Genomic DNA, 26067 nt, shown 5'->3' with positions numbered 1-26067 from the left:
TTTTTTAATCAGCCTATTTACGCGGGTATGAGCATGCACGTACTGGTTTGCGAAGACGATGAACTGATTGCCAGCGGCATTGTGGCCGGGCTGACGGCGCAGGGGCTGACGGTTGAACATGTCGGCACCGCCAGCAAAGCCAAAGCCATGCTCAAGGCCGCCGAGTTTGACGTGATGGTGCTTGACCTGGGGTTGCCGGACGAAGACGGCCTCAAGCTGTTGCAGCAACTGCGTCAGCAAGGCTTTGAGCTGCCCGTGCTGGTGCTGACCGCCCGTGACTCGGTCACCGACCGGGTAGATGGCCTGCAAGCCGGGGCTGATGACTATTTGCTCAAGCCCTTTGACCTGCGCGAACTGGCCGCCCGCCTGCACACCTTGTTGCGTCGAGTGGCCGGGCGCAGCGTCAATTTGATCGAACACGGGCAATTGAGCTACGACCCCAGCAGCCGCATTACCTTGCTGGGCGGTCAGCCGGTCGACCTGTCGCGACGTGAGCAGGCACTGCTGCAAGCTTTGCTGCATAACCGCGGACGCGTGTTGTCGGCCGAGCAGCTCAAAGACAGCATCTATGGCTTTGGCGACGAACTGGAGAGCAATGCCCTGAACGTTCATATCCATCACCTGCGCTCCAAACTGGGCAAAGGCATCGTCGAAACCGTGCGCGGTCTCGGTTATCGTCTGGGCACTGCCGACGGTACCGAGCGACCATGATGAGCATGCGTCTGCGTTTGAGCCTGACCATTGGCTCGGCGTTTGTGTTGATCTGGGCGCTGGCGGCGGCCTGGATGCTCAGTGACTTGCGTCAGCAAATGATGTTCTCCCTTGACCAGCGTCTGGTAGCGTCCGCGCGCATGGTGGCGGGGCTGCTTGAGCAATTGCCGCAGTTGCCGGTGAAGGGCGAGGGCACCCATTTCAGTGCGGAACAACTGACCATCCCTGGCGGTATGGCGTGCCAGGTCAGTTCGTTGCGCGGTGAAGTGCTGGCCCGCAGCCACAACAACCCTGACCAACCGATGCGCTCCGAGTCGGCGGGTTTTCATGACCAGACCATTGATGGCGCTGCCTGGCGCACGTTCACCCTCGACCGGGGCGATGTGCGCATTACCACCGCCGACCGCCAAGTCGAGCGCGAAGCCCTGAACCTTTCTGTGCTGCTCGCCGCCTCGGTGCCGGTGGGCATGGCCTTGATCGTGTGCTTGCTGCTGTTGTGGCTGGGCCTCGGCCAAGGGTTGGCGCCGCTCAACCGTATGCGTGATGCCCTGATGCGCCGCGATGCCGACTCGCTGCAACCACTGCAAATCAGCCCGCTGCCCAGCGAATTAAAGCCGTTGCTGGACTCCCAGAACCAGTTGCTGGCACGAATAGCCAAAGCCATCGAACGTGAGCGGCGCCTGACCGGTGATGCCGCCCATGAACTGCGCAGCCCGCTGACCGCTATCAAAACCCACCTGCAAGTGGCGCGCATGACCGATGGCGCGGCGCGCGAACAGTCCCTGGCCCACGCCGAAGCCGGGGCAGACCGTTTGCACCGGACCCTTGAGCAGTTACTGCTGCTGGCGCGGGTTGAAGGCAGCTTGTCGTTTGATGACGGCGTAGAGTGTTCGGCTGAACAAGTGGCGCGTCTGGCCATCAACGACGCGGCCAGCGGCGCGGCTGACCGTGTGCATTTGCAACTGGCCGATGACCTCCCGGACACCCGTCTGCACGTGCCTTCGGTACTGGCAATCGCCGCCTTGCGCAATCTGCTCGACAACGCCTTGCGCCACACCCCGGCGGACACCCAAGTGCAACTGAAGGTGCATGCCGAGGGCAACCACGTCGTGTTCGTGGTGCGTGACCACGGCCCCGGCCTCGCGCCTGAGACCTTACAGCACATGACCCAACGTTTCTGGCGCAACGGCAACAGCAACGGTTGCGGCTTGGGCCTGGCGATTGTGCAGGCCATTGTTGAACGGTGTGCGGGCGAACTGAATTTCGACAGCCAGGCCGATGGCTTGCGGGTTGAACTGCGCATGCCGCTGCAGACGGCTTGAACACCTCGATCCTTGTAGCCGCTGCCGAAGGCTGCGATGGGGCGCGAAGCGGCCCTGTTCTATGGGGTGAAGGTCCTTCGGCCCTTATCGCAGCCTGCGGCAGCGGCTACAGAAACCGGGAAACTTTGGGGCTTGGCTAAATCCTCACCACGCTGATGCGTTTTCAAAACAGGAATGTTTTGGTCAATCTCATCGGCGAATTGAGGGTCCCAGGAATGTCAGTCGCTACCAGCCTTGCTGAAAATCATCCGGTTGAAACGCTGTACGAGTTTGAAGAGTCTCCGTTGCTGGCCCGTCAAAGCCGCCAGGAGTCCAATGCGCGCAGTTACCCGCGGCGCCTGCCGCTGGCCCTCAAGCGTGCCAAGGGCTTGTACGTTGAAGACGTTGAGGGCCGCCGCTTTATCGATTGCCTGGCCGGTGCCGGGACTCTGGCGCTGGGGCACAACCACCCGGTCGTGATCGCCGCCATCCAGCAGGTGCTGAGTGATGAACTGCCCCTGCATACCCTCGACCTCACCACCCCGGTCAAAGACCAGTTTGTTCAAGACCTGTTCGGCCTGCTACCCGGTGCTTTGGCCAGCGAAGCGAAGATCCAGTTCTGCGGCCCGACCGGCACCGATGCCGTCGAAGCCGCGCTGAAACTGGTGCGCACCGCCACCGGGCGCAACACCGTGGTGTCATTTACCGGCGGGTATCACGGCATGAGCCAGGGTGCCTTAAGCCTGATGGGCAGCCTGGGGCCGAAAAAGCCGTTGGCCGCCTTGCTCAGCAATGGCGTGCAATTCATGCCGTATCCCTACGATTACCGCTGCCCGTTCGGGCTGGGCGGCAAGCAGGGCGTACAAGCCAATTTGCACTACCTGCAAAACCTCTTCAGTGACCCCGAAGCCGGTGTGCAGCTACCGGCCGCGGTGATTGTTGAAGTGGTGCAGGGCGAGGGCGGCGTCATTGCGGCAGACCTCGACTGGCTGCGCGGGTTGCGCCGGATTACCGAGCAAGCCGGCGTGGCGCTGATCGTCGATGAAATTCAGAGCGGCTTTGCCCGTACCGGCAAAATGTTCGCCTTTGAGCACGCCGGCATCATCCCGGACGTAGTAGTGCTGTCCAAAGCCATTGGCGGCAGCTTGCCGTTGGCGGTGGTGGTGTATCGCGAGTGGCTCGACACCTGGCTGCCGGGCGCCCATGCCGGGACGTTCCGTGGCAATCAGATGGCCATGGCCGCAGGTTCGGCGGTGATGCGCTACCTCAAGCAGCACAACGTTGCCGCGCACGCCACCGCCATGGGCGAGCGCCTCAGCGAACACCTGCACATCCTCCAGCGCGACTTCCCGCAGTTGGGCGATATTCGCGGTCGCGGCCTGATGCTGGGGGTTGAACTGGTTGACCCCAACGGCAGCCCCGACGCCTTGGGCCACCCGCCAGCCTTTGCCCGGCTGGCGCCGCTGGTGCAGCGCGAATGCTTGAAGCGCGGCTTGATTCTGGAGTTGGGCGGGCGCCAAGGCAGCGTGGTGCGCTTCTTGCCGCCGCTGATCATCACCGCCAGTGAAATCGACCAGGTCGCGGCCATCTTTGGCAATGCCATGGCCGCAGCGATCCCCCGGCTCTAATTTCTGCCCGTGATCACTCGTTAGATTCATATCTTTTACAGCGATGGAGACCCGCACATGAGTTCAGTATTTGACCGCGACGACATCCTCTTCCAAGTGGTGGTGAACCATGAAGAGCAGTATTCGATCTGGCCGGATTACAAAGCCATCCCCAACTGCTGGCGCGCCGTGGGCAAAAGCGGCCTCAAGCCTGAGTGCCTGGCGTATATCGAAGAAGTCTGGACCGACATGCGGCCCTTGAGCCTGCGCCAGAAGATGGATGCAGTGGCCACGCACTAAGCGCAATCACTGTAGGAGCGAGCTTGCCTCGCGATCTTTTGACCTTGAAAAGATCGCGAGCAACCTCGTTACAAGGCTTTTACAATCGCATCAATATTGCTCTGCAACTGCGCCACCGGATCTGCGCCGTCAGCGCCGATCACCACCAGTTGGCTGCCACCCTCGGTAATCGCCGCCTTCAACTCGGGCGAAGGTTCGCGATGGTCCAGCACCAGCGCCACCTCGTTGTCCTTGAGGGTTTGCGTCAGCGCCTTGAGGGCTTGCGGTGTCCATGGGTCTTCACTGTTATGGCCCACGTCAACGCGTTCCAGATTCAGCCCGCTGATCAAGTAATCCAGCCGGTCGGACACACTCACGACGCTTAAATTATCGGCCTTGGCCAGGCGTGACTCGCTCTCGGCGCTGAGTTTGAGCAGGCGCTGTTTCAGCTCGGCCAGGTTGGCTTCGATTTTGGGCTTGGCGGCGGGGGCCAAACGTACCAGGTCCGCCGCAATCACGTCGGCCATACGCCCCATGTTGTTGCTGGACAGCCACGGCTGGCTATTCAGGCCATCGCTGTGTACGCCAGGTTGCACGGCAATGCCCGGTAAGCTGCCGTCCACCGGGCGTGCGGCGTCCACTTCGACGATGCGGATGTTGCTGCGCCTAGCCATCGGGTACAGCGGATCGTCGCTCCACAGCGAGCGCAGGCCGACCACCGCATCGGCGTTTTCTGCGAGCTTTTGCAGAGCCGGGGCGCCGCGACCACTGAAGTAGGCGCTTTGCCGACTGCCGGGCAGGTTGGCCGCCGCTGCGCGCTCAAGGGTCACGCCGCTGTCCTTGAGCAGCAGCTCGCTCAAGCCATAGGTAATCGGCAAGCTGGCGAGAATACGCACCGGTTGCGGTGACGGGGTGGCGGCCAGCAGCGGGGTGCTGAGCAGGCCGGTGATGGCAATTGCCAGGGTGAGTTTGCGCAGCGTGAACATTTATCCAATATTCCCTTTAAGGCTTGGCACCACGCCACGAGCAATGGCGGCCAGGGCGAAGGCGATACCGGCCACCAGAATGATCGCGGCGCCGGACGGAATCGGTAGGTCAAGAACGATAGGCAGCAAAATCCCGCACAAGGTACTGACCGTGGCGATCAGCACCGAAATCCAGAAAAAGCCCTTCAACGACTGGCTGAGCAAGCGCGCCGCAGCAGCCGGAATCACCAACAGTGCGCCCACCAGAATAGCCCCGATCACCTTGACCGCCGCCACGGTGATCAGCGTCACCAGAATCACAAACAGGTAATCCAGGGATTTCACCGCCACCCCGCGCACAGCGGCCAACTGCGGGTTGAAACTGGCCAGCATGATGCGGTTGTACAGCGGCAGGCTCAGGCCCAGCACTAGCGCGCCGACCACCGCCAGCACCAACAGATCGTTGCCGTTGACGGTCAACACCGAGCCAAACAGGACGTTCTCAAGGATGTGGATGTTGATCTTGCCCGCGAGAATCAGCAGCAGGCTGGCGCCCAGCGCCAATGACACCGAGAGGAAAACCCCGATCAGCGTGTCTGGGGCAAGGCCTGTGCGATTGCGCAGGTAATTGAGCGAAATGCCGAACAGCAGGCAATAACCGAACAGGCTGCCATAAGGCCCGGTGTAGGGTTCGCCGAGCAGGATGCCGATGGCCACCCCGGTCAGCGCTGCGTGGCCCACGGCTTCAGAAAAGAACGCGAAGCGCTTGACCACCACCAGCGTGCCAAGCCCGCCCAGCACGGGGCCGATGAGTAAACCGGCGAGCAGCGCATTGACCACAAAACCATAGGCCAGCACCTCGGGCAAATACCCGGCGGTGGCCCAGCCCTGAATCATCAAACGAAAGGCTTCATAGCTCATGGCTGGGCGCTCCCGCAGGCTTTAGGGTGGGTTGAAAACAGGCTTAACAGGCGCTCGGGGCTGAGGGTTTGCGCGGGCGGGCCGTCGAACAGCACCTGGCGATTAAGCCCGGTGACGCGATCCGCCAGACGTTTGACGGCCGCCAGATCGTGCTCGATCCACACCACCGTGACGCCCGACTGCTGCCAGTCGTTGAGCAAACGTTCAAACACCTGCGCGCCGGCTTCGTCCAGCGCCGACATCGGCTCATCCAGCACCAGCAATTGCGGGGCCGGGATCAGCCCCTGGGCCAGCAGCACCCGTTGCCGTTCACCGCCCGACAAGGCGCCCATGCGGCGCTTGCGTTTGTGTTGCATGCCCACCCGTTCCAGCGCATCGCCAATGGCCGGGGCAACCTTGCGCGACAAGCCCATAAAGGCCGGGCGCCGCTGGCACATGGCGGCCATAAAGTCGTCGACGGTCATGGGTAAGCCACGGTCAAACTCCAGCGCTTGGGGCACATAGCCAATCAACCCCGGCTCGCCATGCCAGCTCAGGCGCAACTCGCCCTGATGCGGCATTTGCCCGAGCAGGGTTTTGATCAGCGAGCTTTTACCGCCGCCATTGGGGCCTACCAGCGCATGCACGCTGCCCGCCTGAATGTTGAAACTGACGCGGTCCAGAATCGGCGTGCTGCCCAAGGTCAGCGATACCTGATCAAATTCCACACCCGGCCCGCGGGCCCGCACCGCAAGAGGTTCAGCCGCCGTCATGCCCCGGACTCCTGAATCGCCTTGACCACGGTATTGAGGTTGTTGTTCATCTCTTTTTCGTACTTGTCGGCGGTGTACTCGCCATAGGAAATATGCGACAGCGGATACAGCTTGACCCCGGATTCGCGCTGGATGGTCTCAACGTACGTCGACGGGAAGTCCATCTCGGAGAAGATCACCTTCACATCCAGCTCGCGCAGTTGGTCGATGGTCTTTTTCAACTGGCTGGGGCTCGGCTCAATACCGTGAGCTGGTTCAACCACGGCGGTCACTTCCAGGCCAAATTCGCGCAACAAGTAGTCATAGGCGGCGTGCACGGTGGCGACCCGCAAATCCGCGTTGGGGGCTTCGGTGAGTTTGGCCAGGGCGTCGGCGCGCATCTGGCGCAGGCGCTTGCCGTAAGCGCGGGCATTGGCGGTATAGGTTTTGGCGTTGGCCGGGTCGAGCTTGCCCAGTTCCCGGGCGATGTTGTTGACCTGGGCAATCGAGGCGCTGATCGACAAGAAGGTGTGCGGGTTGACCACCTTGCCAGCGCCCCGCGCGGCGGTGCCGGTGGCAGCCAGCAGCGGTACGTTCTGGTTGGCCTCGATGACCGGGATGTCCGGTTTTTCACTGGCTTCGATCATCTTGTCGGCGAAATCATCATGGCCCACGCCATTGAGCACGATCACGTCCAGCGTGCCGATGCGCTTGATGTCGTCAGCGCGGGGTTCATAGGCGTGCGGGTTGAAACCGGCCGGAATCAGCGGCACTACCTCAGCCTTGTCGCCAACAATGTTTTTCACGTAGCTGTAATACGGGTGCAAGGTGATGCCAATGCGCAACGGTTTGGCCAGCGGCGCCGGGGCGGCGGTTTCAGCGTGCGTCAGAGGTGAAAGGCAGAGGGCCAGGAGGCCGGCCAGCAACAAGGTGCGGCGTCGAAACACAGATGAAATGGACATGGCGAGCAGTCTTCTCTCAGGTAAAGCGGTGGGTTCAGTGCCGATGCTGGCGAGTCACCCCGGCATCGAATTGGGCGATCACTTGCTTCCAGCCGTTCTGGAGCAAGGCGCCATCGCTGAAGTCGGTGGGGGCGCTGACGTTACTGTTGCGGTTAAGCCACACATCGGGCTGCTCGTTGATACGCATCAAAAACGAGCCGGCCACCTCAGGGTTGGGGCTCACGCCCAGGTAGGCCTGGTCGCCCAGCAATTGCCAGGTATGGTTGCCACGGCTCACCGAGCTGGCGTCGCTGGCAAAAGGCGCGAATCCTTCTTCGGCCAATTGCCCGGGTTGGGGCAGGGCGCCATTTTCTTCGCGCAGCAGGTTGATCTCGTCCAGGGTGACCCGCAGATCGGCGTAGATTCCTTGCTCGGCGGCATTCAGATCGAGCCGGGCATCCAGCTGGTGGGCCGCCACTGAGTTTGCCTCATGGGACTCGTGACGCCAGGCCACAACCGACCCCGCGACGCACAGAATCAACAGGCACAACAGCAGCACATAAAGGGTTTCATGCCCGGCACCGGCCGGGCGCACGACGTGAGTATTCATTCGATATCGGCTTGGTCGATTTCAACAATGTGGCCGGGGCCTGCGTCAAACAGCACATAGAACTCGCCATCCGGGCGTTTGAAGGTCAGGGTCGAATCGCTGCCCAACTTGCCGGGCACCAGAATGGTTTCGTCATAACCGATCACATCCAGCGTCACCCCCGGTGCGCCACTGCCATCAGAAAACCCGCCGGTGCAGCGGATCTGGTCGTCGCCCAGGCTCTTGCACTCACACATCGGGTTGTGTGCCAGGGCCTGGCCGCTGAACCCCAGCAAGGCCAGAAAGCCCGCGGCCATGACACGGCGCGCGGGGTGTTTAAACAGATGCGAACTCATCGTTTACCTCCTTGTTGAGCCAGCCAGGCCATGGTTGCCGGTGAGGCCTCGCTCAGGGGGATGGATGCCTGATGCATTGAGCCGTCCCAGCCCTCAAGGGTGATCCACAGCTCGGCATCGTCTTTGGTACGTTCCGGGATCGGCAAGGTGGCGCCCATGCGGTACGGCGTGCCGAAAAAAATCACCCCGGCAGCGCGCAAGCTGCGCGGTTTGCCGATGCGCAAATAAGCCGCCTTGACCTGGTCGATGCAGGTGTCGCACAGCGCTGCGTTAAAGCTCTTCATATAACCGGCCGGGCCGTCGGGGCGCGGCGCTTCGTTGCGTAGTTCTGCCAGTTGCAGGCTCCATGGACCCACTTGCACGGTGCCGATCTCGCGCTCGCCCAGGCCGCTGTCACCCCGAAACAGTGACGCCTCATGAAAATACTTGGGCATAAACCCCAGCGGGATCAGCAACAACAGAATGTTGATGTGAAACCGCCATTTGAGCCACCAGCGACCCAATGCAGAAGAGGGCGCTACCGCCGCTGCCTTACTCATACATTGGCCTCCTCGGGCTGTGCGCTGCGCGCGGTGACGGTTTGCCTGCCGGTCGGTACACGGGCGGGTTTATGGCTGCGTTTAAGCGCGTTGGCGGTGGCCAGGGCGGTGCGCTTGGTCCAGATCAGCAGGCCGCTCAACACCATCATGCTCAGCACCAGGCCGAAGAAGAACCAGATCAGCTTGACCCACAGCCCGCCGAAATCACCGGTGTGCAGCGGGCGCATGGACTCGGTCACCAACTCCAGCCCGGAACGGTCGGCGATCATCCGCGAACCTTCGATAACGCCGTTGTAGGGGTTGATGTCGGCGGTCTGAAACAGCAGCGGGTACCAGCCCGGGCCGCCCACTTCGATATGGCCGTAGGCGTTGCTTGGCAAGCTGACAAAGCTCGCTTCAAGGCCTGGAATGCTCTCGGCGGCAATCCTCACGGCCTGATCGAGATTGATCATCGGCGCCGGTTGGCCGTCCGGCATGATCGGCACATCCTGACGCGCCACCACCGGCGGGTTGCCCGCAGTCGAGATTGAAATCTGGTTATCGAACATAAAGGCCTGAATTAAAAACCACACGCCAGTGATGGAAATCACCGCGATAAACCAGATTGACCAGATCCCGCACAGCCGATGGAAGTCGCCCCAAAAGATTCGCGCGCCGTGTTTTAACCGCAGCGTGGGTTTGAGGAAGCCTTTCCAGAATTTTTTGTACACCACCAGCCCGGTAATCAGCGACGCCAGCAACGGCAGGCCGAGGAAAGACACCAAGTACCAGCCCCAGCTATAACCGTTGGTGAACGGCACCAGCCACCAGCCGTGCAGGGCGCGGGTGAACTGGCGGAAGTCAAAGCTCGAACTCTCGCCCTGAATGGCCCCTGTATATGGGTTGATGTACAGCGCCGGCGAGCGCCCGTCCGGGTACACCACGCTGGCGACCAGGGCAAAGTGCGACTCATCCGGGCGGCTGATCGACTGCACCGCCAGCGCCGGTTCGGCCTTGTGAATGGCGCTCAACACCTGCTCATACGTCAGCAAGGGCGCATCATCCGAGGGCTGTGTGGCACGGGCTTCAGGGGTCGCCAGCCAAACAATCTCCTGGCTGACCACCGCCAATGTGCCGGTAACACACACAATCAATACAAAGAACCAGATCGGCAGCGTTAACCAGCTGTGGACCAGGAACCAGACCTTGGAGCGGGATTTTTTGGACATGGGGAACGGCAGACTCACGGCTGAGCATGTTTAATCGCAACTGAGAATGCGATTGCTATCCATGTAGGACGTATGAGATGTCGAAAACCCGAAGGTAGAGTTGTAAAAAAGTGTTTCGAAATTCGGCCGGGCTGGCCATGAGCGCTCACAGGCAGAAATCAGCGGAGGTGAGCGCAATGCCCACTGCTGCTTCTGATAGACGTTGAGAACCGTTTGAAATTTACCCGGGACCGGTCGCAGGGGAGTTGTTTGTCGAAAGGCCACTGGCTAAACCTGCGAGAAATACGCGTGAACGGTTTAGCCAGAGTGCGCGTTACTGAAACTGACCTGCCTTGATGCAGTAGGTCAACAACGCCTGATCGCTTTCTACCGCCAATTTGCGCATGGCTGACACCTTCTGCGCGCTGACGGTCTTGACGCTGCGTTTAAGCAAGCGCGCCACTTCGCTGACGCTGTAGCCGGCAACAAAGATGCGCAATACCTCCACTTCACGCGGGGAAAGGCTGGCAAAGCGCTCATCGACCTCCTGTTTATTCATGAGCACAGAGGTCGGCGCCGGAGCCGGGCTTTGATAGTTGCGGTTTGCAGCAACGGCCGCCAGGGCATTGAGGATTTCCTCGTGCAGGTGATTTTTCTGGATAACGCCCGCCACGCCCAACTCATGCAAACGCGACAAAATCAGGTTATTGGAGATCATGGTCAAGACCACGACCTGAATGTGGGGAAACTTGCGAATGATGTAGTCGATCAGCTTGAGCCCGTCGCCATAGGTCGCATCGCCCGGCATATTGAAATCGGTAATCACAACGTCCGGCTGGTATTGCTCAAGCTGAGCAATTAACTGGCTTGAATTGGTGGCCTCGGCAACGAGTTTGAACCGGGGGTCTCGCATGATGATTTCGCGTACACCAAACAGCACGATGGGGTGGTCATCAGCAATCACGACTTTGATTTCTAGCATGAGCTTCCTGTCATTCAATGAAACTCTTAAGTGATAAGGTCTTCGCTCAGGATGAGCAGAGCAGAGCAGCGCGAAGTCGCGACATAAAAGCCACTAACTCGCGCCGGGTATCGTCAGTAAGAGGGTGGCTGTGCAAGGTAAATTCCAAATGATTGCAGGCGGCGCAAAGGGCCTGGGCGCGAACCGAAGCCAGCGATCCATTCATCCTGTGCAAGTGGCGCACCAGACCCTGTACATCATTCGCATGCAACGCCCGCTCGGTGTTGAGCAAGTCTTCGTTCATGGTGTCGATGAACAATTGGCGCATCTGGGCAGACAACGTAATCCAGTTGTCCATGTCGCCGGGTTGCAGTGCTGACGGGGCTTGCGCGGTCGCAGCATCAGTCGGGCACCAGGTGGTCAGGGTCTCGCGCAGTTGCTTGAGCGTGAGGGGCTTGACCACCCAGGCATTCATGCCGGCGGCCAGGCAAAGCTTGCCCTCTTCACGGAAGGCATTGGCCGTGACGCCGAGAATAGGGATGTCCGCGCCTTGCTGACGCAGCGCCTGGGCCAACTCATAACCATTCATGAACGGCATGTTCACATCGGTAATCACCAGATCAAAATCCAGCGCATTCCACAGTTTAAAGGCCTGTTCGCCATTGTCGGCGGTGGTGACTTCGGCCCCCAGCGCCTCCAGCTGTTCGCGAAGAATGGCCTGGTTGATGGGGTTGTCTTCTGCCACCAGAATGCGCAAGCCGATACGTACCGGGGCCAATGTGTGTTCAAGCCGTTTAGTGGGTCTGGCCCCCTGAAAAATCAAGGTAAGGCCGCGACCGATTGCCCGAATGTCATAGCTGTTGATCTCCAGGATCTGGGGACTGTTGCTGTCTTTATCAGGCGAAGCCCCGCGGATGATCACCCGCTCACTGTGCGCCACGGCGCCCGTTGCCTGGGTTGTGACCTCCAGAAGGGTGAAGGTCGGGTCGTCCACGGCTTCCTGTGTGGCGGGCAAGGCGTAGGCTCCCCAGCGATTGAGCCAGTCGATCAGGCTTTGCTCCAGCTCCTTGAGCGGCGCCAGCACGCGAACCGGCATGCCCTGGATGTCGATATCGCGGCAGTCAGGCAGCTCTCCCGGGATGATCGGTAAACGTATGTTCAGTGAAAAACTGCTGCCAAGACCCGGTTCGCTGACCACGCGCAGGCTCGCGCCCATCAATTCGCTCAGGCGCGAGCAGATCGACAGCCCCAGCCCGGCACCGCCTGCAATGTTGTTTGCGGACAGTTGATTGAACGGCGTGAACAGGTTTGCCAGTGCTTTCTCGCTGATGCCGACACCGGTGTCGGACACTTGCCACTGCAGCGAGGCGTATGTGTCGTCTTGCTCGACGACCTTGACCCGCAACACGATTTGCCCTGATTCAGTGAATTTGATCGCATTGCTCAGCAGGTTGTTGATGATCTGCCGGATTCGCCCGGGGTCACCCAGCATCAAGGCGGGCAACGTGCCGTCAGCGCAGGCGTAAATCTTCAAGCCTTTATTGGTCGCCGCGGCCGAGTAAGCGCGGATGCAATCCTCAAACAGATCCAGCGGGCAGAAGGTGACTGACTCGACAGACATCTGGCCGGACTCGATCCTGGAGACGTCGAGCACATCGCTGATTAACTGGAACAGCACCGAGGACGATCGTTCAATCGTGCTCAGGTAGTCACGCTGGCGCTTGTTGAGGTCGGTCAAACCCAGCAATTCAAGGTTGCCCAGCAAACCGTACAAGGGGGTGCGTATCTCGTGGCTCATGGTGGCCAGAAACAGGGTCTTGGCCTGGCTGGCCTCGTCAGCCGAGCGCCGCGCCTTGTTTAACAGGTTGGTCTGGTCAATGTGACGGGTAATGTCGTTAAAGCCACAGAGCACCACGTCCTCGCCTTTATAGCGGGTTGAGACAAAGCACACTTGCAGGTAGCGGCCGGCGACTTCCATGTGCATTTCGCCCTGAATATTGGCGCGACGATCCAGTTTGAGCACGTTGATCATTTCGGCCGTGCACTGCCATTCCATGGCACGCTGGTTTTCAATCAGTACCTGGTTGTTGTTGCGTTGCACCACACACAGCGCCACAGGGGCGTTTTCCAGAATGACCCGGTTAAACGCCTCGCTTTCAATCAAGGATTGGTTGGCCCGTTCTGCCGGTTCAACAATGCGGGTACGAAACCAGCGGGTAATACGCCAGCCCACCATCAACAACAGGCTGAACAACCCTATTACGCCCAGCAGCGGCCATAGCGCGTAACGAAAGAAGTTCTCATAGCTGATGCTGTACAGGCCCACCCACGGGGTCTCACCGGCGGATTTGAGCTTGAAGCACAGGCCATAACGATCGAGGCTGAAGCCATCGCTCACATCCGCCACTCGGCTTGGCTCACCCAGCAATACATCACCTTCAGGCGAAATCAGGGTGAAACGGTTGTTTATCGGGCGGACCAATAAACGTTCAAGCTCATTGATTTCACTGGCATCGAGCAAGGCGGTCAGGATCGACAACCCTTGATCTTTCCCCGAGGGCATCACCTCATTGGTCAGGTCGATGCCAATGTAGCCAACAATTGTTTTGGTGTCCTGGAACAGGCCATGTGGTGCGCGCATCCAGCCCACATGGGTTTCGCTGAGTTTATTGCGCTCAGCCGCAAGCTTTGTGTAAAGGCTTTGCGTCACCTCGAAAAAATTGCTTTTCTCCAGCAGGAGCTGGCGGCGTGAACTGCCCACGCCGGGAATGGCGACATTGAATTGTGGCGAAGGCGAGAACATGAACAATTGCGGCGATGAGTAAAACGAACTCGCCCAGAATGAACTGTAGAAGTCAGTGAGTTGCACCCCCCACGAGAGCGCCCCGCGCATGGCCTCATCCGAGTATTCGTTACGCTTGGCCAGCGTAAAGGGAATGGACATGGCCAGCCCCTTCACCTGATAGACCTCTTCATCGTCCCCCAGCATGATCAGCTTGTTGGAGAAGGGCTGCACATACGTGACCACATTCTGATGGGCACGGCTGTACCCCTGTGCTGCCAGCTTCAAGAAAGACTCGTGCTCATGAATGCTTTCGATGAGACGCGCAAAATGAAAGTCGACCTTGTCGCTTTCTTCTTCAAATACCCGGCCTACGGCCCAATAGCTCATGCTCACCAGCAACAGGGCGAGACTGGTCAGCAGCAACAACATTTTGTTGAGCCGCTGTGAGCTGGTGGCCAATGCTCGAAGGCGCGAGCTTTCATACTTCATGGTTCACACCGTAGAGGCTTAAGTAAAAGGTGCTTTAGGGAAGGCGCTAACAGCCGATTAAACCCGACAGGATAGCGCTTGAGAGGTGCAACTGAATGAATAGACAGCAGTGATTCAGGTAAGTGCTGGCTTTGGGCTATCTTCGAGTAATAATTCAATAAAGTCCTCGGCGCGTATGGCGGCACAGATGATGAAGCCCTGAGCGAGGTCACACTCGATACGGCGCAGGAACTCGAGCTCTTCCTGGGTTTCAACGCCTTCTGCCGTGACAATCAGGCCAAGCTTGTGGCTCAGATCGACAATGCTTTCCAGGGCGAGCGCCAGGCTTTCTCGCTCCAGACAGCCGTGAACCAGTGAGCGGTCGATTTTCAGTTCACTGAACGGCGTGGACACCAGGTTGAAATACGAGCTGTAGCCTTTGCCGAAATCATCCTGAGCCAAGCCAAAACCCATCATCCGCAGGCGACAGGCGCCAGCATAAAAGTTGCTGATTTTCTCGGTGGTCGAGCTTTCCATCAGTTCAAAGCAGATCGACTGCGGTTCGGCACCCGCGTCCAGTACCTTCTGGTAAAGGCGATCAGCCAGATCATTGCTGTCGAGCAAATGGGTGGGGAGGTTGACTGAAACGGGCACATCAAACCCTTCGCTGCGCCATAGAGCCTGGGCTTTGAGGCTTTGCTCCAACATCAAGCCGACAAGGGCGTCCTCCAGGTTGAACTGAGCGATAGCGCCCAAAAAATCACTGGGCGGCAGTACGCCCAGAGTGGGGTGGCACCATCTGACCAAGGCTTCGGCGCTGCAGATCTTGCCGGTGCGCAGGGACTTTTTAGGTTGAAACCACGCTTGTATCTGCCCATTGCTCATGGCTTGAAGCAGGGTATTGCGTTCCAGGCTCAGAGAAATGGTTGCGTACTCCTGAGCTTGGCTGGCCAGTGCATCGAGGCGTGAGCGCAACTGGATCACCGCGTTGGGCACGACCGGTTTGGAGATCAGGCCGACAACTTTCAACCCCAGGTTTTTCGCCGAAAGCCCGGCACTGACCAACAGGCGCCGCGAAGCAACGCTCATCAGGGCAATGGCCGGGCGTTTTTTAAGTGAGGTGATTTTCTGGAACAGTTGCACGCCATCCATCTCCGGCATGAACAGATCGCTGACCATCAGATCGTATTCATAGCGTTGCAGCAGGTTCAAAGCGCTAGAGCCGCTCCAGGCAGAGTCCACTTCAAACCCGCCGTCGTTACGGAACAGTTTGAGCAAATACTCATGTTGAAACGGGTGGTCCTCAACAATGAGTACCTTATAGGGCTTCATCAGCGTTCCTCTTGTAGGCCAGCAGGCAGGTGTAAAGCGCGCGCATTGAAAAAGGTTTGATCAGGCACTGGTTCATGCCGGCTGCCCGACAGCGATCAGCCTCTTCGAGCATGGCGTTGGCCGTGGCGCCAATGATTGGAATCGAGCTGTTCAGTTCACGCAGCCGGGCAGCCAGTTCATAGCCATTCATACGGGGCATGTTGACGTCCGTGAGGACCAGGTCAAAGGGCGTTGCACGCCATAGCGCCAGAGCCTCCTGGCCGTCACCTGCCAGTTCGACCGTGCAACCGAGGTCTTCGAGCTGATCGCGCAAAATCAGCTGGTTGATGACGTTGTCTTCGGCCACCAGAACATGAATGCCCAGGTGCCCATCCAGGCGATTGTCAGTGAGTGCGTTGATCTGAACCATTGATTGCCCCTGGGCCTCGCTGACGGCGTGATGCACGTCGGACAAGTTGTTGAGATTGACGTGGCGATGGTTGCTGGACGATTCCGTGCAGACATAGTCCTCGGTTCCGGCGATGACTTTTTGGCCTTGCCATCCCGGGACCAGGGCATATTTAAACGCCCCGACATGCAACTCCAGCAACACTGCGCCGGGGGTGTAGGCGAGCAGGCCAGGGCGTCGCACTTCGGCGCGCGCGCCCCAACGGTTCAACCAGCCGCTGAAGTTTTCTGCCAATTCGCGCACGGTGGCGACCACGTAGACCGTTTCGGCCAGCAAAGGCTGGCAGCCAGGGTCTGTGGGCGGCGCATTCAACTGCTCAAGCGGTAGTTGCAAGGTGAAGCTGCTGCCCAGCCCGGGCTCGCTGACGACGCGCATCGAACCATTCATCAAATGCATCAAGCGCTTGCAAATGGACAACCCCAGGCCGGTGCCCGCGACCACATTGGTGGAGCCGCTGGCCTGATAGAAGGGCTCAAACAGAAACCGCTGGTTTTCCAGGCTGATGCCTTTGCCGGTATCGCTGACTTGCCAGTTCAGGGTGACGCGTTCGTCGTCACGGCTATCGAGCTTGAGGCGCAAGATGATCCGCCCATGATCGGTGAACTTCAGGGCGTTATTGAGCAAGTTGTTGAGAATCTGGCGAATGCGCGAAGCATCACCGTTCAGCCAGTCCGGCACTTTGGGGTCAATACAGGCAAACAGCTGCACGCCCTTGGCATGCGCCGCGCCGGCATAGCTCTGGACCACGCCCTGAATCAGTTCCACGGGCGAAAAACGGTTGAGGGTCAGCGACAATTGCCCGGCTTCGATTTTTGAAACGTCCAGCACATCGCAAATCAATTGCAATAAATTGGCCGACGATCCTTCGATAGCTTGCAAGTAGTTCTGTTGTTGGCGATTCAACTCAGTACGGCCCAGCAGCTCCAGGGTGCCCAGCACCCCGTACAGCGGCGTGCGTATTTCATGGCTCATGGTGGCCAGAAACAGGCTTTTGGCTTCGTTGGCGCTGTCTGCCGATTGACGCGCCTGTTCAAGCGCCAGTTCGACCTGTTTATGGGCGCTGATGTCGCTGAAGGCGCAAATCAATACATCCTCGCGCTTGTAGCGTGTCGGGGCAAAACTCAGATACAGGTGTCGGCCATCGGCCATTTCGAATTCATCGGTGGTGTTTTGCTCTACATCTTCAAAGGCTCGCTTGATCCAGTCCCGGCTTAACTGATTGCGTTCGTGACCGGCTCCCAGCCATTGCTGCGCGAGTGAGTTTTCCAGGACTACGCTGCCATCCACGCGACGCAGCACACACAGGGCCACGGGGGCGATATGAATAACCGTACGACTGAAGGCCTCACTTTCGATCAGCCCTTCGATGCGGTCATTGGCCGGAGTAATCAGGCGCCGGTCTATGCGCCGAACAAGGCACAGCATGAGCCAGGCGAACAGGCTGCAGAGCAGGGTGGAGATCAACAGCGGACCTGCAAGCACCGGTAACAGCGATTTGATATTGAGGGCATAGACAATTTGCCAGTCGGAGTAATCCATGCGTTTGCGTATTGCCAGTTTTTCAGGGAACAGCCCGGTGCCGATAAAGCCAAATGAACGAATCGCTTGAAGTTGATGACGCAGATTGCCCACGGGTTCGTCTGAACTGCTGAACAGGACATTGCCGCGCCCGTCCAGCAACATGAAGTCACCGGCACCTTCGTGATGCAAAGCCGCCACCATGTCCGGGACCTGAACTTCCAGGCCGAGCCAGCCTGAGCCAAGCACCCGGTCGTCCAGCCGCGAAAAGGCATACAAGGGCGAATCGGTGAGCGAGGCATCCCTCAACCACACATCGTCGCGCAACGAGAAATCACCCTGGGTCTGGGCCATAAGCTGACGCAGTACAACGTCGGGAACCTTGTCTGGTGATGAGGTGACATTGAATAACCGGGTAACTGTCGGCTGGCCTTTGTCCGAGACGTACAACAGATTGACCTGATGCTGGCGCAGGTAGTCGCGCATTCGATTCGTCAGCCACAGGCTCCAGTTATGGCGGCTGTCACCCAAAACGATGTGCACCTCTTCGGTGCGTATTTCATTGTTGTTAGGGGGCGGCTGGGTGACGTTGCTGACCGCCGACAACACCAGGCTTTTCAGGAGCATTTCACGGCTGACAAAAAACAGCTGCGCTTCGGCAACGCCTTGGTTCATGTCACTGCGGCGCGCGGAAATTTCATCATTCAGCGTGGTGCGCACATAACTGAACGCAATGGCAACGACACCGCCCGTGAGGGCGATGGCAAACAGGTGAAGGAGTTTTCTGGCCGCTTTGGGAGTCGAGAATGAGGCGTCGAAAGGGCGGATAAATTGTTTTAGTTTCATTCGGGGGAAAGTAATCAATCCCCCTGTTTTGGGTAATAAGACGATTCCTAAACGTCACCGTCTTTTAGCTTGTGTTCAGCGTATGGGCGCCTGACTGACACCGTCTTGATAATGGCCACCGTCATCGATCAGCGTGTAATTCACCCCGACCGAGGTCATTGCACCTGCAGTGAATCCGTCCAGTGCGTAGACCTTGTCGCCCAGCGGCGGCGCCATCATGTCGAGGGTTTTAGACACCGGCAATTCGCGGCCTTGAACGCTCAGGCGCAGTGATGAGAATGACGCGTGAAAGGGCGTCGAGTTGTGGCACAGCAGCACCCAACCAGTGCCGCGACGCTCGATGCTGAAAGTCAGCGCCGCCGCCATTTTTTCCGGGGAACCGGGCAAGTTGGCCGGGCGATAGAACACTTTCATCTGGGTGTTCATTGCCACGGCCACCTGAGTGGTGGCAAGTGGCACCTCGGTCTTGGTCGGGGGGATTTCGTAAATATTCAGCCAACTCACCGACTCGCGGTCCTTGGGTTGCGGGCTACCGTCGTAAACAATCCGCAAGCCCTGCACGGCGCCCGGCTGCATGCGAAATACCGAGGGCAGGGCGAGCATGGCGTTGCTGGCGTTTTCGGGGGCCTGAGTCCCTTCACCGTTGTCGATCCAGGTTTGCACCACCACCGGGTAGGTGTTGGTATTGGCCAGCATCAATGAGCGCTGTGAATCGCCTTCATGAATGATCAGGCGGGTCTGCTCGGGCATGATCCCGGCCTGGACACAATGCGCCGTGCCCAGCCCCAGGGCGGCAACGATGAGCATCATGACGAACATGAACCGGCTCATTGCACTTTCACCAGCACGTACGCGGTGGCATCGACTTTGCCGGGTGTGGCGCGCTTGCCCGGCAAGGTGCCTAGGGTCGCGGTGATGGTCTGCGAGTAGCTGGTGTACCCCGAAAGGTTGCTGCCCGTGGTGCTGGCCCCTGCCAGTACCGGGTACCAGCCACCGGCCGCGCCGGTCCCGGTGTTGGACCAGCCGAGAAAATTCATCGCCGTACCATTGCTGGCATTGTTCAAACTGATCCCCACCCCGGTGGCCACTGACGGGTCTGTCCCGTAACCGTTGGACACCAGGTAACTGACGCCGCCGCCACTGGTCAGCAACCCCAGAGATTGCGCCTGGGCATAGGCGTTGTAGGCCACCTGAATGCCCAGCGCCGTCTGATTGGTCGCCGTGCCGGAGCGTGCATCGTTGCTGCACTCAAGGTTGATGGTGAAGTTACTGCTGCGGGTGATGCCTTGGTTCAGCTCTGAAGCCGTAATGGGCATGAAACTCACGACAGGCGTGACGTTTCGCGCCACACAGGTTGCGGTGTAACTGATGGATGAGGCAGCGCGCATGCCAAAGGCTATACCGTTCATTTGCCCCCAAAAAGCAATCGCTGTATTGGAGTCTGAACCAATAGGGTCGGAATAAATGCCGCCCCCACGAAACACCACATAACCATTGGGTTGAATGCAGTTGTAGGTGTAAACGCCGCTGCCTGAGGTGGCAGCATTGTCCCCGCAATAGTTGCTGCCCGAGCCCGTGTTGGGCGGGCGGCTGGACACGCGGGCCAGGTCAGCCTGAACCATGCTCAGGTGTTTGGCCTTGATCTGGATTTTGTTGCCGACGGTGTCGTACTGGGTGATTTTTGATTGCTGCCAGAAACGGGTGAATACGCGACCCGAGTTCAGGTGAGTCAGCTTGACCCCGACATAGGGAAACCAGGTGGCGTAGTAGCCGGGCAAGCCATCGTTGACCGTAGTACCGGCACCGTTGCCGATTTCCCAGAAGCCGCCCACGCGGTCATCGCCGTTGGTGGCAAACACTTCATAAATATCGTTGGCATCGCTGAGGTCGCATTGCCACAGCACAGTTTCGCTGTTGAGCCCCGGTGCCGAGGCGGGGGAGACCACCACCGACCCCAAGGGCGTACCCACGGGTTGAAGGTAGGTGGAGGTCAGGTTGACCCGGCCGAAGGGCAGTTGTGCCGAGTTGCCATCCAAAACCTGGACGCCGCTGTAGATGCGTGTGCAAGTGGCTTGAGCCACCGGCACCACTGCCGCACTCAATGTCAGCAACAGCAGAGACAGCAAGGGGCGAGATAGAGTCATGATTCGCTCGTCTGGTGAAGAAGTCTTGAGGGAAGTGCGCGGCATCATGGGATGCGGCACGCACTGTTGACCTTGATCAGGGCCTGGCTGACATCTTGTTGGGCCAAGTCAAAGTTCATGGTGCAGCGCTCGTCAGGGCCATCGCCCCAGCGCACGGTCAGAGCACCTTTGAGCTTCTCGGTGCGCAGGTACGCCTGGCTGCCTTGGCCAACCATGCCAATGACACTGTTGCTGTCATCCAGAACGTCGGCGCCCATCGGCACGGCCTGGCCGTCGCTGCGTTGCGCCTTGACCAGAATCGCGTTACCGACCCGGGTCTTGAACGCCACCTTGACCGCTGCCCCGGCGAACGGCGCGACCCGGCGTTGGCCGTCATCAAGCTCGGCTTTTTCATTCATGCCTTCCGGGTTGATGGCCACGGTGTTGTAACGGTAGGGCGTTAGTGCCGGCACCAGGGCATAGCCGTTGCTGTCAATTTTGGAGCCCAGGCCGTTCATCACGGTTGCGCCGCTGGCGCCCTTGGCTTCGATCAAGGCAAAGGTATCGCCCAGATACGGCCCGAACGTGACACCACCGCTGTGAATGGCCAGGGCGCCCCGGGCGCTGCCGGAGGCTTGCCAGTAATCCTGGCCTTTGGACGCGCTGGCACTGAGCGATGTGTTGGGGAGGTACTTTTGAACGTTGCCGCTCCACACGTTCTGTTTTTGTTGCGCGTCATGGGACACGTCCATGCTGTAACTCAGCGATTGGTCATCCCCTTGGGTCCCGGACAGGGAAGTCTGGTACTGATTGCCCGAGTTGGTGCTGTGTGTCACCGATGTGCTCAGGGTCGGCACGTTGGCTTTGGCCGGGCTGCCGAGCGGGAAGGACACCGACAGCATGGTGACGGTCTCGTTGCTGCCGGGGCTGCGCGTTGTGCCCACGCCGTTGTTGGGTACCGAGTTGCCCAGTTGGTCGTTGAAGCCGCCACTCTGGCGGTTCAGGTAACTGCCGGTCTGCTGTCTGGAGACCGACAGGTTGAGGTTGACGTTGTTCTTCAGGGTGTTGGCCCAGCCCATTTGTAACTGGGTGTCGCGCTCACGGCCGCTGCGGTAGTCCTGGGTCGAACCCGAGACAAACAGGCTGCCATACTGGTTGAGGCTTTGATTGATCGACACCTCGAAGCGCGAGCGTTGCATGTAGCTCGTCGATTCCCAGGTCTCGTTATTACGCAACGCTTCGCGAACCCCGAGCACGTCCCCGAGGTCTCGGTAACCTTCAGTGGAGTAACGGTAGCCGGCAATCGAAAGCGTGGTATTGGTCGGCTGGAAGGTACGGCTATAGGACAGACGCGCCATCCAGCCATCCAGCTTGCCTTCTCTAGGCAGGTCGGCTTTTGAATAGGTTGTGTCCAGGCCGAATGCGCCAATGCTGCTGGCATAGACACCACCGACCACGAACGCCTGATAGCCCTCGGCAACCCGCAGGCCGCTGTTGGCGGTGATGCTATTGGTCAGACCGTACTGATAGGTCATTTCACCGAACGGGTCGTGGTCGCCCAAATCCCGGGTGCGGCCCACCGCCACGCTATAGCGGGAGAGGCCGGGGCGTAGTGATTCTGGAATGGCCGAAAACGGCACGGTGAACGTGCTGACGGTGCCGTCAGCTTCGATGACCGACACTTGCAAGTCGCCGTTGTAGCTGGTCGAGTACAGGTCGCTGATCTCGAAGGGACCTGGCGCCACAGTGGTCTGATAGATGTCGTTACCGTTCTGGCGCACGATCACCTGGGCGTTGGTCTTGGCAATGCCGCGCACCGTGGGCGCATACCCGCGCATGGACTCGGGCAGCATGCGATCGTCGGAGGCAACCTCCACGCCGGTATAGCTCAGGCCCGAAAAGAACCGGCCCGAAGTAAAGCCCTGGCCAGCGGTCATGTCGCCTTTTATATCCGGCAGAGCCCGCTGCACATATGTGCGCGTGGTGTTCCAGTGTTTACCGGCGTCGGTGTCGTAACGCAGGTTGCCTTGCTGGCGAAAACGCCACATACCGACGTTCAAGCCACTGTTGAGCGCCAGGTAAGAAGAGTCAGAGTGGCCGCCATAGCTGCCGGTGCGGGTGACGTGGTATTGGCTGGCGCTGTAATTGACGAAGCCAAGGGTGCTGCCCGCATCAAGGTTTTGCGGGGCCACGTATCCACGCGGAGTATTGAGCATCAAGCTCTGCGGAACGCTCAGGTCGAGGCGCATTTGGCCAAAGTCGAAGGCTGTGGTGCCGCCTTTCACGACCTTGGACAGCACCAGGCATTGGCTGTTGTCGGCATTATCAATCGAGCTGGCGAGAACGCCTGAACTCTCCAGCAATGAAGCGGGCAGGCACGGTTCAACGTCGCCCTGGCCCTGATCGGCAAATTTAAGCTCGACACGGTCGACAAAATGCCCGTTAAGAAACAGGTCAACCTTGTATTGCCCGGGCTCCATGGCATTGACCTTGTTGAACCGCGACAGCGAACCACCACCAAACAGCATGTTGTCGTCAAACACATAAGGGTCATTCGAAGCCAGGCTGTCTGTCTGAGCCTGCGCCAGCTCGCTAAACAGCAGGCTGGCGGTTGCGAGCGTCACTATCTCAGCGAAACCGCGAACATGGCGGAGTTTCGTAACCCTGAGGTCCTTCTTGAGTTTTGAAACGTGATACGCAGTCATGACGTTCGTCCTGGGGTATCAATGCAGAGGCACAACTGTGGTTACATCGGCACCAAAGTCATTCACCAAGGTCAGTTGCAGCGAGTCGCCCGCGTGAGCGTTGGTGCCAGCGGGCAGCGTCCATTGCGCCTGGCTAAGCGGGGCCACGATTTCAGCGGTTTTAAGCGGCTGTTTTTTGCCTTGGCTGACCACCTGTGCGTTGCGCACGATGGCGAAGTAGCCACTGTTGTTTGTGGTGATGATTGATTGGCCCTGTACTTTGAAATCCAGAGACTTGCTCAAATTCTCGGGGTCACCGGCCAACCCTTGAGGCCGATAAAACAGCTTCATTCGGCTGCTGACACTGAGCAGCAACTTGTTGGCTTGCAGTTCGCTGGCCTTCATCGCAGGTACCTGCAAGAAACTCAGGTAATACAAGGACTCCCGGTCCTTTGGCAGGTTGCTGCCGGTAAACACCACGCGCACGACCTGGCCGGCATTGGGGTTCATGCGAAAGACTTGCGGGCTGACGATAAAGGGAGCCTCGGCCGTTTGTGCAGTGGCCTCGGGGTTACCGCTGTCGACCCACATTTGCACCAGATTGGGGTAGGCATCCTGGCTGGTCAGTTGCACCACTTTTTCTTGGGCTTGAGCCGGATAGATCACGCGGGTGCCGGTCATTACGACACTGGCATTGGCAAAATGGGGCATAGCGGCCCCCAGTACCAAAGCCAGGCTTAAGGCAATTTTATTGAGGCGAGTCATGGGTTTTTCGTCCATCAGGCGCAAAACTTGCGACGTGAAAGGGCGGGGCTGGAACTGCCGGGCGCAGAGGCCCGGCAATGTATTTCGCTTACAGGTAATCCAGTGCGTATTGCGCGGTAGCAGAAACGGTACCGGCGCCAGCAGTGCCGGCTTCACTGACGTATTGCACGGCGAAATCGTGGCTGGCACTGGTATCTGTGCCGTTCAGGACCAGGCCAGCGACTGAAGTGATGCCATTGAGCGTTACGGCAGCACCGCCCGCGCCGTCGAGCAATTGAACCTGCACATTGGCTGCGGTGCCTGCGTTGACGAGGTTGCCGGCGCTGGTCACGTTGCTGCCCAGAAATGCAGTTTTAATGGCCAAGGTGTTACCTGCACCCGGAGCCTGGCAACCGCTGACACCGATGGTGAAAGGTGTTTCCCCGGCTTTGCTGTTTACAGCGGCCAGCGCAGCAGTGCTGACGGTAGGCATCAGAATCACTGGGTTGGCAGCGTTACCGTTGACAGTGACGGAACAGGTTTGAGCGGAAACCTGACCTTTGAAGGTGATGGTGTTCTGGGAGGCTGCGAAAGCCATGACTGGGAAGGTAGTAGCTAGGATCAAAGCAATGCGCTTCACGATGAAACTCCTGATGAAATGAGGTAGTGGTGCTGATGTGCTGACGCTGTCCCGCACTCGCCTTGCTTGGCATAAGCGGGCCTTGACCAGGCCTGACAACAGTAAGAAAAATCACCACCAGGAGTAATCAGACGATTCTTAAAAACCACGGGCACCGCTTTGCGAAAGGCCCTTGAGTGTGTGCTGATTGACCATGTGAAGACACCACGAAGCTGCGCCCGGCAGGTGTGCCGGGCGCAGTTTTGTGGGTTTGGGAGAGGAGGTTTTAGCGCGGTTGCAGCAAAGTGTTACTCGAGCGAACGCCCCAGTTTCCAGTAGCCCATCAACGTCAGCCCTTTGCGATCAAGCCCGCATTCATTGATGAAAAACCGCCGAATATCCATGACCGCTGCGGATTCTCCGGCCACCCAGGCATAGAACTCGCTGCGCTTGGCGCTGGCCAGTTCCCACAGGCGCTGGCTGTTCAGGTCCAGCTCTTGCAATGCTGCGCTGTCGTTGAGGTTGGCCCGCGTGGGCGGCAAGTTCGCCAGTTCGCGGGCCGCGAGGATCATGCCATCGCCATGCTGCTTGTGCAGGGTGAGGCGGGGCAGCCAGTGCACTTTGGTGTGCACGCCGCAGAGCAGCGGTATGCAATCGGCCTCTTCGGGCACTTCGATAAACGCCTGGACTTGGGGCGCGTCGGGATGGCTGGCCAGTTGTTCGAGGATGCCGGCGATGGCCGGCAGGGCTGTTTCGTCGCCAATCAGCAGGATTTTGCGTACGCCCTGCGGCGGCATCCATTCATAGCCGCCAGGGTCGGCGTGATAGGCGGCGTTGGGGGCGACTATTTGTAAGGGGTCGCCTGGCCTTGCATGCACCGCCCAGCGCGAAGCGGGGCCGGTTTCGCCATGCAGCACAAAGTCGATGTCCAGTTCGTTTATGTCGGGGCGTAAAGCGCGAATGGTGTAAGTGCGCATTGGCGGTGCGTGCTCGGGCTTCAGTGTGCGGCGCGCGGCTTGCCAGTCGCCAACCTTGGGCAAGTCGGGCGCGCTGCCAGTGGCGCTGGGGAAGAACAGCTTGACCCGCTGATCGGGGGCCAGCGTGTGCATCAGCGCCACATCCTCGCCCGTAAACACAAAGCGTGTGAGCGAAGGACTCAAGGCAATGCGCTGCTTGAGGTGAATGTCGAACAGTTGATAGCCGGTCGGTTTGCTGAGCCGTTTGCGCAGAGTTTGCACCAAAGCTGCGGGAGACATGGAGAGCACCCATCAATGAGCTGGAGACCTGTATAGAACGAGCTGCCCGGGAGTAAATTTAAGCCCGGGTGGCTTATGGTGAACTGCCCCCCAAAAGTTGGACAGATTAACTAGCGCCCAGCGCAGCCTGAGTCCTGTATCCCACAGGGCTTAGGC

At 59.1% G+C, this 26067-nt stretch carries 22 protein-coding genes; 4 read left to right on the top strand and 18 right to left on the bottom strand.

What is annotated here, in order from left to right; translation table 11 throughout:
- Positions 1-33: 33 nt before the first annotated feature.
- The 4 genes from GHO32_RS22640 (at position 34) to GHO32_RS22625 (ending at position 3919) form a co-directional block, all read left to right on the top strand.
- The gene (locus tag GHO32_RS22640) at positions 34-711 is read left to right on the top strand and encodes a response regulator (RefSeq protein WP_153334828.1); all 678 of its coding nucleotides are present in this window, start codon (positions 34-36) and stop codon (positions 709-711) included.
- Positions 708-2033 carry an ATP-binding protein gene (locus GHO32_RS22635; protein ID WP_178113927.1) on the top strand — a complete coding sequence of 442 codons (1326 nt, stop codon included), beginning with the start codon at positions 708-710 and terminating at the stop codon, positions 2031-2033. The genes GHO32_RS22640 and GHO32_RS22635 overlap by 4 nt, the downstream gene beginning before the upstream one ends.
- A 215-nt stretch (positions 2034-2248) precedes the next feature.
- Complete coding sequence (locus GHO32_RS22630; protein WP_153334827.1) at positions 2249-3640, top strand: aspartate aminotransferase family protein; 1392 nt, start codon at positions 2249-2251, stop codon at positions 3638-3640.
- 57 nt (positions 3641-3697) lie between these two features.
- Positions 3698-3919 carry an MbtH family protein gene (locus GHO32_RS22625; RefSeq protein ID WP_153443011.1) on the top strand — a complete coding sequence of 74 codons (222 nt, stop codon included), beginning with the start codon at positions 3698-3700 and terminating at the stop codon, positions 3917-3919.
- A 68-nt stretch (positions 3920-3987) separates the two neighbouring features.
- Here the strand turns inward: GHO32_RS22625 and GHO32_RS22620 are convergent, their stop codons facing one another.
- The 18 genes from GHO32_RS22620 to GHO32_RS22535 form a co-directional block, all read right to left on the bottom strand.
- A complete protein-coding gene (locus GHO32_RS22620) occupies positions 3988-4884 on the bottom strand; it encodes a metal ABC transporter solute-binding protein, Zn/Mn family (RefSeq protein ID WP_153334826.1) in 897 nt (298 codons plus the stop codon).
- Positions 4885-5784, bottom strand: coding sequence for a metal ABC transporter permease (locus GHO32_RS22615; protein ID WP_048368854.1), 900 nt, complete (start codon positions 5782-5784; stop codon positions 4885-4887). It abuts the gene before it with no gap.
- Positions 5781-6536, bottom strand: a complete 756-nt coding sequence (locus tag GHO32_RS22610; RefSeq protein WP_153334825.1) for a metal ABC transporter ATP-binding protein — start codon at positions 6534-6536, stop codon at positions 5781-5783. The genes GHO32_RS22615 and GHO32_RS22610 overlap by 4 nt, the downstream gene beginning before the upstream one ends.
- On the bottom strand, positions 6533-7477 hold the full coding sequence (locus GHO32_RS22605; protein ID WP_153334824.1) for a metal ABC transporter substrate-binding protein: 945 nt from the start codon (positions 7475-7477) through the stop codon (positions 6533-6535). Before GHO32_RS22605 ends, GHO32_RS22610 begins: the two co-directional genes overlap by 4 nt.
- A 34-nt stretch (positions 7478-7511) precedes the next feature.
- The gene (locus GHO32_RS22600) at positions 7512-8066 is read right to left on the bottom strand and encodes a DUF6162 family protein (protein WP_153334823.1); all 555 of its coding nucleotides are present in this window, start codon (positions 8064-8066) and stop codon (positions 7512-7514) included.
- Positions 8063-8362, bottom strand: a complete 300-nt coding sequence (locus GHO32_RS22595; protein WP_178113928.1) for a hypothetical protein — start codon at positions 8360-8362, stop codon at positions 8063-8065. The genes GHO32_RS22600 and GHO32_RS22595 overlap by 4 nt, the downstream gene beginning before the upstream one ends.
- A gap of 35 nt (positions 8363-8397) precedes the next feature.
- A complete protein-coding gene (locus tag GHO32_RS22590; RefSeq protein WP_153334822.1) occupies positions 8398-8940 on the bottom strand; it encodes a thiamine pyrophosphate-binding protein in 543 nt (180 codons plus the stop codon).
- Positions 8937-10148 carry a PepSY domain-containing protein gene (locus tag GHO32_RS22585; RefSeq protein ID WP_153334821.1) on the bottom strand — a complete coding sequence of 404 codons (1212 nt, stop codon included), beginning with the start codon at positions 10146-10148 and terminating at the stop codon, positions 8937-8939. The genes GHO32_RS22590 and GHO32_RS22585 overlap by 4 nt, the downstream gene beginning before the upstream one ends.
- A 313-nt stretch (positions 10149-10461) precedes the next feature.
- Complete coding sequence (locus GHO32_RS22580; protein ID WP_153334820.1) at positions 10462-11109, bottom strand: response regulator; 648 nt, start codon at positions 11107-11109, stop codon at positions 10462-10464.
- 46 nt (positions 11110-11155) lie between these two features.
- Entirely contained in the window at positions 11156-14362 is a 3207-nt protein-coding gene (locus GHO32_RS22575; RefSeq protein ID WP_153443009.1) for a hybrid sensor histidine kinase/response regulator, read from the bottom strand.
- Positions 14363-14476: 114 nt separating this feature from the next.
- Positions 14477-15673: an EAL domain-containing response regulator gene (locus GHO32_RS22570; RefSeq protein WP_153334818.1), complete on the bottom strand. Its 1197-nt coding sequence runs from the start codon at positions 15671-15673 to the stop codon at positions 14477-14479.
- A complete protein-coding gene (locus tag GHO32_RS22565; RefSeq protein WP_153334817.1) occupies positions 15660-18485 on the bottom strand; it encodes an ATP-binding protein in 2826 nt (941 codons plus the stop codon). Before GHO32_RS22565 ends, GHO32_RS22570 begins: the two co-directional genes overlap by 14 nt.
- A 75-nt stretch (positions 18486-18560) precedes the next feature.
- Complete coding sequence (locus GHO32_RS22560) at positions 18561-19316, bottom strand: molecular chaperone (protein WP_153334816.1); 756 nt, start codon at positions 19314-19316, stop codon at positions 18561-18563.
- Positions 19313-20629 (bottom strand): fimbrial protein, encoded by a 1317-nt coding sequence (locus tag GHO32_RS22555; RefSeq protein ID WP_153334815.1) that lies wholly within the window; start codon positions 20627-20629, stop codon positions 19313-19315. Before GHO32_RS22555 ends, GHO32_RS22560 begins: the two co-directional genes overlap by 4 nt.
- Positions 20630-20673: 44 nt before the next feature.
- The gene (locus GHO32_RS22550; protein ID WP_153334814.1) at positions 20674-23313 is read right to left on the bottom strand and encodes a fimbria/pilus outer membrane usher protein; all 2640 of its coding nucleotides are present in this window, start codon (positions 23311-23313) and stop codon (positions 20674-20676) included.
- Between the two features lie 18 nt (positions 23314-23331).
- Positions 23332-24057: a molecular chaperone gene (locus GHO32_RS22545; RefSeq protein WP_153334813.1), complete on the bottom strand. Its 726-nt coding sequence runs from the start codon at positions 24055-24057 to the stop codon at positions 23332-23334.
- Positions 24058-24145: 88 nt separating this feature from the next.
- Positions 24146-24676 carry a fimbrial protein gene (locus GHO32_RS22540; RefSeq protein WP_206540855.1) on the bottom strand — a complete coding sequence of 177 codons (531 nt, stop codon included), beginning with the start codon at positions 24674-24676 and terminating at the stop codon, positions 24146-24148.
- A gap of 287 nt (positions 24677-24963) precedes the next feature.
- Entirely contained in the window at positions 24964-25911 is a 948-nt protein-coding gene (locus tag GHO32_RS22535) for a siderophore-interacting protein (protein WP_153334812.1), read from the bottom strand.
- Positions 25912-26067: the final 156 nt, after the last annotated feature.

The organism is Pseudomonas sp. FSL R10-2189 (assembly GCF_009600325.1).
Classification (GTDB): domain Bacteria; phylum Pseudomonadota; class Gammaproteobacteria; order Pseudomonadales; family Pseudomonadaceae; genus Aquipseudomonas; species Aquipseudomonas helleri.
Note: the sequence above shows the minus strand (reverse complement) of the source record. Positions and strands in the feature narration are given on the sequence as shown.